Source organism: Streptomyces odonnellii (assembly GCF_000981895.1).
Lineage (GTDB): Bacteria > Actinomycetota > Actinomycetes > Streptomycetales > Streptomycetaceae > Streptomyces > Streptomyces odonnellii.
Map to the genome: position 1 here is coordinate 1 of NZ_LATD01000064.1, position 11292 is coordinate 11292.

Genomic DNA, 11292 nt, shown 5'->3' on the forward strand with positions numbered 1-11292 from the left:
GCACACTCCGGCGTTCCGCCGGGTTCGCGGCGGGGCTGTACGGGCTGGCCGATCTGGCGAGGGAGCGGGGCGGGCTCTGCGGCGCGCTGCGTTCGGAAGGCGCGGCCCGGCTGCTGGAGTCCGCCTGCCGCGCACCCGGCGCACGCCGGAGTGTGCAGTCCGCGACCGTGCCGGACTTCCTGGCCTTCGCCGAGCGGCTGGAGCGCGCCCTGCGCCCCCTCTCGCTGGACTGGTACGACGACGAGGCGCTGGGCGCGGCCGATCTCTGCCATGCCACGTCCGGCGGTTCCGCGGCCCTCCCCGGGCTGTTGGCCAAACGCTTCTTCGGGGTGCCGCTGCTGGTCACGGAGTACGGCGTACAGCTCCGGGCGCACTATCTCGCGAGCGCGGGCCTGGGCAGCGCTCCGGCGGACACGGCCCTGCTGAGTGCGCCGGTGCGCGCGCTGCTCGCGGCCTTCCAGGGGCTGTTGGCCGCCGAGGTCTACCGGCAGGCGGGTGTGATCACCCCGGGCAACACGCATGCGAGGCGATGGCAGGAGCGCTGCGGCGCCGACCGGGCCAGGCTGCGCACGGTCTACCCCGGTATGGAGGCGGAGCGTTTCTCCGCGGTGGCCGACGGCGCGGCGGGCAGCGATGCGGCGGATGGCGGCGCGGCCGGTGGCGGTGGGGCCGGGCGGCGCGGGCACCGGCCGCGATCCGGGGACTCTCGTCTGGGTCGGCAGGATCGAGCCCGCCAAGGATCTGGTCTCGCTGCTCCATGCCTTCGCCACGGTCCGCGCGGCCGAACCGGGCGCACGGCTCAGGATCGTGGGCGCCCCCGCGCAGGGGCCGGGAGCCGCCGCGTATCTGGCGCACTGCCGGGCCCTGGCCGCGCAGCTCTTCCCCGACGAGGCCGCCGACGCCCACTCGGTCGGCGACAACCCGGTCTCCTTCGAGGAGATCGGCGGGCCCGAGACGCCCGAACTGCCCGACGCCTACGCGGCGGGCGAGGTGGTCGTCCTCTCCAGCGTGGTCGAGGGCTTCCCGATCAGCCTGGTCGAGGCGATGTTCTGCGGGCGCGCGACGGTCTCCACGGATGTCGGCGCGGTCGTCGAAGTCATCGGCGGTACGGGGCTGGTGGTGCCCCCGCGCAATCCACGGGCACTCGCGGACGCCTGTGTCGCGCTGCTGCGCGACCCCGAGCGCCGTGCCCGGCTGGGGGCGGCGGCGCGCGCCCGCGCGCTGGAGCTCTTCACCGTCGAGCAGAACCTCGCGGCGTTCCACGAGATCTATCTGGAGCTGATCTCGCACGATCCCGTACGGCGCGCGGCGGACGGGGTGCCCTTCGCGCACCCGGCCGAGATGTACGCCCCGGTCCGCTGGACCGCCGGCCGTCCGGTGCCGCCGAGGCGCGCGCGGACCGGCGCGCGCGCCGGTGCGGGAGTGAAGGCGGGGCGGGGCGATGCGTGAGGAGGCGAAGCCCGCCGTCCGGCCCGGGACCCGCGGTACCGCCGATCCCGTCAAGGGGCTGCTGCACCGGCACAGGACGCTGTGCGAGCGGGCCGTCGACCCGCTGGAGATCGCCGCCGGGCTGGAGGCCCACGGGATCACCGACCGTACGGCGGCCCGCTTCCGGCACCGCGATGTCTTCTCGCTCGCCGAAGAGCTGTACGCACGCGTCCCGTACGGCGGGGAGGCGGCGGAAGGAGCAGCGGGCGAGGCGTGCGCTCCGGAATCCGCGCGCCCGGCGCACCGAACCGGAACGCGCCGCCCGGCCGGCTGGACGGTCCTCACCCTGCTGCCCGGAGCCGTGGCCTCCCTCACCCTCGCCGGACTTGAGCACAGCACCGGCCAGGGCCACCTCGCCGTGGGCCTCGCGGGATCCCTCGCCCTCACCGGGACCCTCGCCGCCTGTCTCCGCCGCGGCCCGCTGCGCGCGGAAGGCCGTACCGTCCCCGCCGCGGGCCTCTGGGTGCACTGGCTGCTGGCCTATCTCGTGTGCGGCGACGGACTGCTGGACGCCCTGGTCACCGGTGGCCCCGACGGCCCCTGGCCGGCGACCACCACCCCGCTGACCGCGCTGGCGTGCGCCGTCGCGCCCGCCGCCTGGTGCGCCCACCTCTTCTCCGTACGGTCCCGGCGCCGGCTCGCCGAGAGCCATGGGCTCGCCGACTTCACGGCCGGGGCGCGGCCCCTGCTGCTCGCTCTGGTGGCGCTGTACGCGGGCGCCGTCACCGCGCTCGCCATGGCCGCCGACCTGGTCTTCGACGAGGACGGCGCGCCCGCCGCCACCGTCGCCGTCGGCACGCTCTTCCTGCTGGCCCGGCTGCTCACCGTCCACGGTTTCCCCCATGCCGCGGCCACCGGGCTCGCCGCCGCCTCCGCCGTGGAGGTGCTCGCCTGCGTATCCGTGCTCGCGGGCCGCCTCCCCGGCTGCGACCTGCTCGCCGTCCCGGTCACCCACGCGGTCCAGACCTGGGGGCCGGCGTCCGTACCCGCCCTGGCCTGCGGAGCCGCCGCGTTCGGCCTGCTCGTACACGCCGCCGTCGCCCTCTCCCGGGCCTCGGCGCACACCTGACCCCGGCACCCCGAGACATCCACCCGGCACCACCATGAAGGAGACACCAGACATGACCCCGCAATCCCCAGCGCAGGCCCCCGCCATGGCCCGTCGGCACGGAAGGGCGGGGCGATGAGGGTCCTGCTGCTCGGTGCCAACGGTTTCCTCGGCCGCTTCGTGGCCGACCGGCTGCTCGCCGACCCCGCCGTGCACCTCACCGCGCTCGGCCGCGGCGACGACGCCGACGTACGGTTCGATCTCGCGGGCGGCAGCCCGGGAGCCCTCACCCGCTTCCTGGACGCCGTGCACCCCGGGGTTGTGATCAACTGCGCCGGGGCCACCCGCGGCGGCGCCCGCGAACTCACCCGGCACAACACCGTCGCCGTCGCCACCGTCTGCGAGGCCCTGCGCCGCAGCGGCTGCGGCGCCAGACTCGTCCAGCTCGGCTGCGCCTCCGAGTACGGCCCCTCCCCGCACGGCTCGTCCACCGCCGAGGACGCCGTACCGCGCCCCGGCGGCCCGTACGGGGTGAGCAAGCTCGCCGCGTCCGAGCTGGTCCTCGGCGCCGGGCTCGACGCCATCGTGCTCCGGGTCTTCTCGCCCGTCGGCCCCGGCACCCCCGCGGGCTCCCCGCTCGGCCGCCTCGCCGAGGCCATGCGCCGCGCCATGCAGGCCGGCGACGGCGAGCTGAAGCTCGGCGGGCTGGGCGTGCAGCGCGACTTCGTCGACGTACGGGACGTGGCGCGCGCCGTGCACGCCGCCTCGCTCTCCGCCGCCCAGGGCATCGTCAACATCGGCACCGGACGGGCGGTCAAGCTCCGGGACGCCGCCGCTGTCCTGGCGAGAGTCGCGGGCTATGCCGGCGCCCTGCACGAACTCGACCTGCCCCCGGGCCCGGTGCGCCCCGGCCACGCCACCATCGGCGCCCCCCGCAGCGAGCCGTCTCCGGAGCACATCGGCGCGGGCCCCTTCCCGTACCCCGACGGCTGCGGCGCCTGGCAGCAGGCGGACGTACGCACCGCCCGCGACCGGCTCGGCTGGCGTCCCCGGATCAATCTGGAGGAGTCCCTCGCCGACATCTGGATGGAGGCGGCGTGCCGTATCTGACCGGCGGGTTTCCGGCTGACCGGTTACTGGGACGGAAGCGTCTCGCGGGCCGGACCGGGTGTCTCGGAATGAGAAGGGCCGTGGCAGTGTTGCACGAAGAGCAACTCCATTCGATCCATCGGCCAACCCCCTGTTGAGGTCCCTGTGTCGCTGCCACCCCTGGTCGAGCCCGCCGCCGAGCTGACCGTCGACGAGGTCCGCAGGTACTCCCGCCATCTCATCATCCCGGACGTCGGGATGGACGGACAGAAGCGGCTGAAGAACGCGAAGGTGCTGTGTGTGGGTGCCGGAGGTCTCGGTTCCCCGGCTCTGATGTACCTGGCCGCGGCCGGTGTCGGCACGCTCGGCATCGTGGAGTTCGACGAGGTCGACGAGTCGAACCTGCAGCGCCAGATCATCCACAGCCAGGCCGACATCGGCCGGTCGAAGGCCGCGTCCGCGCGGGATTCCGTTCTCGGCATCAACCCCTATGTGAATGTGATCCTTCACGAGGAGCGGCTCGAAGCCGAGAACGTGATGGAGATCTTCTCGCAGTACGACCTGATCGTGGACGGCACGGACAACTTCGCCACCCGCTATCTGGTCAACGACGCCTGCGTGCTGCTGAACAAGCCGTACGTCTGGGGTTCGATCTACCGCTTCGACGGGCAGGCCAGCGTCTTCTGGTCCGAGCACGGCCCGTGCTACCGCTGCCTCTACCCGGAGCCCCCGCCGCCGGGCATGGTCCCCTCCTGCGCCGAGGGCGGCGTGCTGGGCGTGCTCTGCGCGTCCATCGGCTCGATCCAGGTGACCGAGGCGATCAAGGTGCTCACGGGCGTCGGCGAGCCGCTGGTCGGCCGGCTGATGATCTACGACGCCCTGGAGATGCAGTACCGCCAGGTCAAGGTCCGCAAGGACCCCGAGTGCGCGGTCTGCGGCGAGAACCCCACCGTCACGGAACTCATCGACTACGAAGCCTTCTGCGGTGTCGTGTCCGAGGAGGCGCAGGAGGCGGCGGCCGGTTCGACGATCACTCCCAAGCAGCTCAAGGAGTGGATCGACGACGGCGAGAACATCGAGATCATCGATGTCCGTGAGCCGAACGAGTACGAGATCGTCTCGATCCCCGGCGCCCGGCTGATCCCGAAGAACGAGTTCCTGATGGGCACCGCCCTGGAGACCCTGCCGCAGGACAAGAAGATCGTCCTGCACTGCAAGACGGGCGTGCGCAGCGCCGAGGTGCTCGCGGTGCTGAAGTCCGCCGGGTTCGCGGACGCGGTGCATGTCGGGGGCGGAGTGATCGGCTGGGTCAACCAGATCGAGCCGGAGAAGCCGATCTACTAGATCCCGCGGGACCCACCGGTCCCACTGGTCAGGTGAAGGGGCCGGTCCACACGATGTGGACCGGCCCCTTCATGTGCGTGCGGTACCTACTGGACGGGGTGCGCTGGACGCGGTGCGTACCGGATGGGGTGCGAACGGCCGTTCAGGAGCAGCTCTTCCCGGACTCCGGCACCGTCCCCCGCAGGAAGTAGTCGTCCACCATCCGCGTGACGCAGCGGTTCCCGGTGGTGTACGCGCCATGGCCCTCGCCCTCGAAGGTGAGCAGGACACCGACGCCCTCGCCCAGCTCCCCGACCATCCGCTCGGCGCCCTCGTACGGTGTCGCAGGGTCGCCCTTGCCGCCGATCACCAGGACCGGGGCCGCTCCAGGCGCCGCCACCTCCGGTGTCTCGTACTCGCCCGGGACCGGCCAGTCCGCGCACCAGCCCGCCAGGTCCCAGGCCAGATAGGGACCGAAGACGGGCGACACCTCCCGGAAGTCCGCCAGCAGCCGGGACCGTACCTCGTCCGCGCCCACCCGGCCCTTGGCGTCGGCACAGGAGATGGCCCGCTGGGCATGGTGCGCGGTGCTGTAACGGCCCTGCCCGTCACGGTCGTTGTACGAGTCGGCCAGCCGCAGCAGCGCACTGCCGTCCCCGTTCTCGGCGGCCTCCAGGGCGTCCGTCAGCAGCGGCCAGGTGTCCTCGCCGTACAGCGGGGCGATGATGCCGGTGAGCGCGAGGCCCTGGGTGAGGGTGCGGCCCGTGGATGTCGGCAGCGGTTCCTGGTCCAGCCGGTCGAGCAGCTTCACCACCCGCGCGGTGCCGCTCCGCGCGCCGATGCCACGGCTCTTGAAGTAGTTGTCGAGGGCGCGCTGGAAGCCGAGCGCCTGGTTGCGGGAGTGGGCCGTGTAGCCGGCCGTCGGATCGACCACCGCGTCCAGGACGAGCCGCCCCACCTTCGACGGGAACAAGTGGGCGTACACACCGCCCAGTTCGGTGCCGTACGAGAAGCCGAAGTAGTGCAGCTCGCGGTCGCCGAGGACCTGGCGCATCAGATCCAGGTCCCGGGCGGCGCTGGTGGTCCCGACATACGGCAGCACCCGGCCCGAGCGCTTGACGCAGCCCGCGCCGAAGGCCCGGGAGTCGTCGAGGAAGATCTTCTCCTCGGCCGGGGTGTCCGGGGTGGAGTCGATACGGAGGGACTGTTCCGTCTGCTTGCTGTCCCGGCACACCACACCGGCGCTCTCGGCGACCCCGCGCGGGTCAAAGCCGACCAGGTCGTACCGCTCGTGAAGCGCGTCGAACAGATCGGCGGCGCCGGGCAGGGTGGCGACACCGGAGCCGCCGGGGCCGCCGAAGTTGAAGAGGAGCGAACCGATCCGGCGTGCCGGGCCTTCGGCTTCCGAGCGGATCAGGGCGATCCCGATGGTCTCGCCGGCCGGCGCGGTGTAGTCGAGGGGCGCGCGCATGGTGGCGCACCGCCAGCCGGAGCCGGGGGGCTTCGCATCGCTGCCGCGGGCCTTCTCGGGGGCCGGGCACCGGTACCAGTCGAGCTTCTGCCCGGTGAGCACGGCGGGGAGCGGGGGCAGCGCCGGTCCCCCGCCTGCTTTCTGATCCGCTGTCGCGGGAGCGGTGGTGGCGGCGACGGGGCTGGCCGCTCCGGGGTCCGGCGGGGGGTCGTCCGTACCGCCGCCGCATGCGGCGAGGGCGCCGGTGAGAAGCAGCGACGCCATGGTCAGGGCGGCTATTCGGGTACGTCTGGGCATCCGTCAATTCAAGCCCGTCCGTGAGGTGAGAACAACTGAGGCCGAGGTGCGAACAACTGAGGCCGGGTACATGGGCCTTCGCCCCGGCCCCGCCGTGGCCTCAGCGGCAGACCGTGCCCGCCGTGGGCACCTTGCCGTCCAGCAGATAGCCGTTGACGGCCCCCTGCACACAGGGGTTTCCGCTGTCGTACGAGCCATGGCCCTGCCCGTGGTACGTGATCTCCACCCCCACGCCCTTGCCCAGCGCGTGCGCCATCGCCCTGGCACCCGCGTACGGTGTGGCGGGGTCACCGGTGTTGCCGATGACCAGGATCGGCGGCGCGCCGGGCGCGCTGACATCCGGGTGCGTCCACTGCCCCGGCACCGGCCACTTGGAGCAGCTCATCAGCCCCCAGCCCAGGAAGTCGCCGAAGACGGGCGAGGCCTTACGGAACTCGGGGAGCTTCGCCCTGGTCTGCGCCACGGTGTAACGCTCCTTGGAGTCCACACAGTTGATGGCCGTGTTGGCCGCCTGGAGATTGCTGTAGTTGCCGTTCTCGTCGCGCCCGTTCATCGCGTCGGACAGCGCGAGCAGCAGTGCGCCGTTGCCACCGTCGGCCTCGTCGAGCCCCTGTTCCAGGTACGGCCAGAACTCCTTCGAATAGAGCGACTGGGCAATGCCGTTGGTCGCCTGGGTCTGGGTGAGTTTCCGGGCGCCGAGGCCCGCGATCGGCTTCTTGTCGAGCCGGTCGAGCAGTCCGGTGATGAACCCCTCGATCTGCTTCGGGGTGGTGCCGGGCAGTTTGCAGGCGGGGCCGCGGGCGATGCAGTCCTTCTCGAAGTTGGTGAGGGCGAGCTGGAAGCCCTTGGTCTGGCCGAGGGAGCCCTGTTCCGCGTTCTGGTTGGGGTCGACGACGGCGTCCAGCACCGCGCGGCCCACGGACTTCGGATACAAGTGGGCGTAGACACCGCCCAGTTCCGTACCGTACGAGATCCCGAAGTAGTACAGCTTCTTGTCGCCGAGGACCTGCCGCATCAGGTCCATGTCGCGGGCGGCGTTGACCGTACCGACGTACGGGAGCGAAGGGCCGGAGCGCTTTTCGCAGGCGGCCGCGTAGGAGGCGAGGCCCTGGGTGAAGGTCTTCTCCTCAGCGGCGGTGTCGGGCGTCGCGTCCTGGGCGTAGTACGCGTCGAGCTGCTGGTCGGTCTTGCACTTCACCGGGTCGCTGCGGCCCACCCCGCGCGGGTCGAAGCTGACCAGGTCGTACCGGGAGCGCAGCTTCTCGTAGTCCGGGGCGAAGGACGGCAGGGCGGTGACGCCGGAGCCGCCCGGGCCGCCGAAGTTGAAGAGGAGCGAGCCGATCCGGTGGGCCCGGTCGCGGGCCCTGCCGCGGATGAGGGCCAGTTCGATCTTCTCGCCGCCCGGCTTGCCGTAGTCGAGCGGGACCTTCATCGAGGCGCACTCCCACGGGACGCCGCCGGGCAGCGGGGACGGTGCCGTACCGCCGCCCTCGGTGGCCGAGGGGGCCGCGCATGCCTTCCAGGACAGCCGCTGGGCCGCCAGGTCCTCCGGCGTGGCCAGGGCGTTCGCCCGACCGTTGGAACTCGCGCCCTCGGCGCGGCCGGCGCTGTCGGAGCATCCCGAGGCGGCCAGCAGGGCGACGGCGGTCAGGGCGGCGAGCGTCGCCGTACCGCGCCGGGTGCAATGGGTCGGCATGCTCCCATCGTGCGCCGCGGTGGCGTGGGCCGCGCGGGGCGACGGCCATGCGAGTGGCTTGGGACAGGGCCGGGAGGTCGTGCGGCGCCCCCGGCTTTCCTGCCGGCGCCCCCCCCGGCTTCCTACAACGCCCCCCGGCTTCGGACGGCTGCAGCGGCTTCGGAGGCTACAGCGCCCCCGGGCTTCCGACGGCTACAGCGCCCCCCTGCGTGTCAGGTGGTTGAAGCACACCCAGCCGGGCAGCACCGGCAGCCACAGCGTCAGCAGCCGGTACAGCAGCACCGCGGGCGCGGCGATCTCCTTCGGCAGCCCCACCGCGATCAGCCCCAGCGTCAGCGCGCCCTCGATCGCGCCCACCCCGCCCGGGGTCGGCGCGGCCGAGCCGAGCGCGCTGCCCGCCAGGAAGACCACCGCGATGCTCGCGTAGCTGAGCTGCTGGTTGCCGTTGTCGAACGCCCGGATCGACGCGTCCAGACACATCACGAACACACACGTCAGCAGCAGCATCCCGCCGATGCCCGTGACCAGCTTCACCGGCCGCTGGAGCACGTCCAGCATGCGCGGCACCACCCCGGCGAACAGCGACCGCAGCCGGGTCACCACGAACTTCCGCAGGAACGGGATCGCGGTCACCACCAGCACCAGCACCGCGACCGTCAACAGCCCCGCGATGACCGTCCTCGAAGGGGTGAGGGAGGCCGACTTCTCCGTACCGGTCAGATAACCGAAGGACAGCAGCAGCAGGATGTGCGATCCGAGCCCGAAGAGCTGCGACGCGCCGACACTCGCCACCGCGAGCCCCGGCCGTACGCCCGAGCGCTGGAGGAACCGGGTGTTCAGTGCCACCCCGCCCACCGCCGCCGGAGCGACGATCTTGACGAACGAGCCCGCGACCTGCGCGGCGACCGTCTTGCGGAACGGCACCCGCTCCGGCACAAAGCCCAGCAGGCTCATCGACGCGGCGATGTAGCTGAGTGTCGAGAAGGCCGCCGCGGCGGCCACCCAGCCCCAGTGCGCCTGGCTGACGACCGTGTTGAAGTCGAGCTGCGTCAACTGCGTGAGCAGGAAGTACCCGGCGATAGCCCCGGCGATGAAACTGATCAGCGTCCGGGGCTTGATCCGTTCGAGCCTGACCGGTTCGACGGGCGCCTGCGGCCTGATGAGCAGCACCTGCTGCCGCATCTGGGAGAGCAGGTCCTCCTCGCGCGCCTCGTCGAGCGCGTCGTCTATCGCCCGCTTCTCGGCCTGCTTCTCGGCGCGCAGGGACTTCCGTACGGCCTTACGGTCCCCGTCCTCGGCCGCGCTCTCCGCAGCTCTGGCGCGCTTGTTCATCTCGGACGCCGCGAGGACCGCCTCGCGCTCGCGCTGCGACCGCTCGCGGGCGAGCCGGCGCAGGGTCGCGCGCGTGGAACGGCTCAGCGCGATCGGCTGGAGCAGCGGCAGACAGTCGGCGACGGCGTCCGGGCCGATCACCTCCACCGCGGCGGCGACGGAGCGCTCCGCGCCCACCCGCAGCCCCATGGTGGTCAGTAGCTGGGCGGTGTCCATCCGCAGCACCAGATCGCCCGCCGCGATCTCGCCGCCGCGCAGCTCGGTGAGGATCACCTTCCCGGAGCGGTCCACGACCAGCGCGTCGCCGGTCAGCCTGCGGTGCGCGATACGGCGTGACTGGAGCGCCTTCACCTGGTGCCAGGCGTTCCGTACCAGCTCGTCGGTGACCTCCGAGTCCGGCAGCGAGTCCAGGGACCGGGCGCCGAGGTGCTCGTACACCAGCATGACGGCGTCGGGGCCCAGCTCGGAGGTGGCGATCAGCTTCGGGGCGTTGGCCCCGGCGGCGATCGCCGCGTACGCGAGGAGCGCCTCCTGTTCGAGCGCCTGGCGCAGGGAGGGGATGGAGCTGCCGGTGGTGATGGAACGCAGCGCCATGCGCCGCCAGACCCGGTAGAAGAAGCCCTGCGCCTGCTGCTCCCGGTCGACGACGGTCACGTCGAGCGGCGGGCCGTCCTCCAGCGAGACCAGATAGCGGCGGCCCCGGTCGCCCTGGTCGGCGGAGTCGGCGACGTCCTCCGCGCGCATCGCGTTGACCGGGCGGAAACCGACATGGCGCAGACCCGCCATCAGGGTCTGCCCGGTGGGCCGTACGTTCGGGGAGCCGACCGTGTAGAGCGTGCCGTACGCGACGGTCCAGCCGATCAGTACGGTCAGGATGATCGAGAACGGTGTGGTGTATCCCGCGACGAGCATCGCGAAGGCGTCGAGCAGCAGCACCACCCAGAGCACGACCCGCCACCGCGGCCTGCGGGCCATTCCCACGGCCGTCATATAGGCGATGACGGGCGCGAGATAGCCGTGTACGGGGTCGGTGAGCCCGGCGCCGAGCTGGGGGCGGGTCAGCGCGTCCTGGATCGAGTCGGGGGCGGATCTGGCGACCCAGAGGTCGGTGGCGAGGGTCACGCCATGGGCCAGTACGGCGGCGAGGACGCCGTCCGCGATCCGCAGCCCGTCGCGCTTGATCAGCCGCTCGATCGCGAAGGCGACGGGGACGAGCAGCACGGCGATGCTGGAGACCAGCCCCGCGACCTTGGCCAGCAGGTCGGGGGCCTGTCCTGTGCCCTTGGAGATGTCCTGCTCCAGCCCGGTGGTGGTGCCGTGGGCGAAGGCGGAGAGACCGAGGAGGAGGGCGATGGCGAGGATGCCGACGAGCAGGCGCAGGAGGTCGGAGGGGCGGTGGACACGGGCGGCGAGCAGGGGCTCGTCGCCGGAGAGCCGGTCGGTGGGGCTGGCACCGCTCTCGTCGCTCTCGTCGCAGGTGTCCTGGCCCGCTGCGCCCTGGGTGTGCCGGGCGTCTTGGGCGGCTGCGGGCGGGGGTGTGCCCGGCGG

General features: G+C 72.4%; 6 protein-coding genes and 1 pseudogene. 4 read left to right on the top strand and 3 right to left on the bottom strand.

Annotated features, from left to right (window positions below; genetic code table 11):
- From WH07_RS08160 to moeZ, 4 genes and pseudogenes are all read left to right on the top strand, one after another.
- Positions 1-1449, top strand: a pseudogene (locus WH07_RS08160) (glycosyltransferase); the annotation flags it as partial.
- Positions 1442-2557, top strand: coding sequence for a hypothetical protein (locus WH07_RS08165; RefSeq protein ID WP_052744292.1), 1116 nt, complete (start codon positions 1442-1444; stop codon positions 2555-2557). The pseudogene WH07_RS08160 and the gene WH07_RS08165, both read left to right, overlap by 8 nt.
- A gap of 114 nt (positions 2558-2671) precedes the next feature.
- Complete coding sequence (locus WH07_RS08170) at positions 2672-3646, top strand: NAD-dependent epimerase/dehydratase family protein (protein WP_046497172.1); 975 nt, start codon at positions 2672-2674, stop codon at positions 3644-3646.
- 144 nt (positions 3647-3790) lie between these two features.
- The gene (moeZ, locus tag WH07_RS08175) at positions 3791-4969 is read left to right on the top strand and encodes an adenylyltransferase/sulfurtransferase MoeZ (protein WP_046497174.1); all 1179 of its coding nucleotides are present in this window, start codon (positions 3791-3793) and stop codon (positions 4967-4969) included.
- A 142-nt stretch (positions 4970-5111) separates the two neighbouring features.
- On the opposite strand, the gene WH07_RS08180 is transcribed toward moeZ, so the two are convergent.
- From WH07_RS08180 to WH07_RS08190, 3 genes are all read right to left on the bottom strand, one after another.
- The gene (locus WH07_RS08180; RefSeq protein WP_046497176.1) at positions 5112-6716 is read right to left on the bottom strand and encodes an alpha/beta hydrolase; all 1605 of its coding nucleotides are present in this window, start codon (positions 6714-6716) and stop codon (positions 5112-5114) included.
- 100 nt (positions 6717-6816) lie between these two features.
- Positions 6817-8412, bottom strand: a complete 1596-nt coding sequence (locus WH07_RS08185; protein WP_046497178.1) for an alpha/beta hydrolase — start codon at positions 8410-8412, stop codon at positions 6817-6819.
- 192 nt (positions 8413-8604) lie between these two features.
- The coding region (locus tag WH07_RS08190) for a lysylphosphatidylglycerol synthase transmembrane domain-containing protein (protein WP_079023052.1) at positions 8605-11292 on the bottom strand (2688 nt) is incomplete at its 5' end.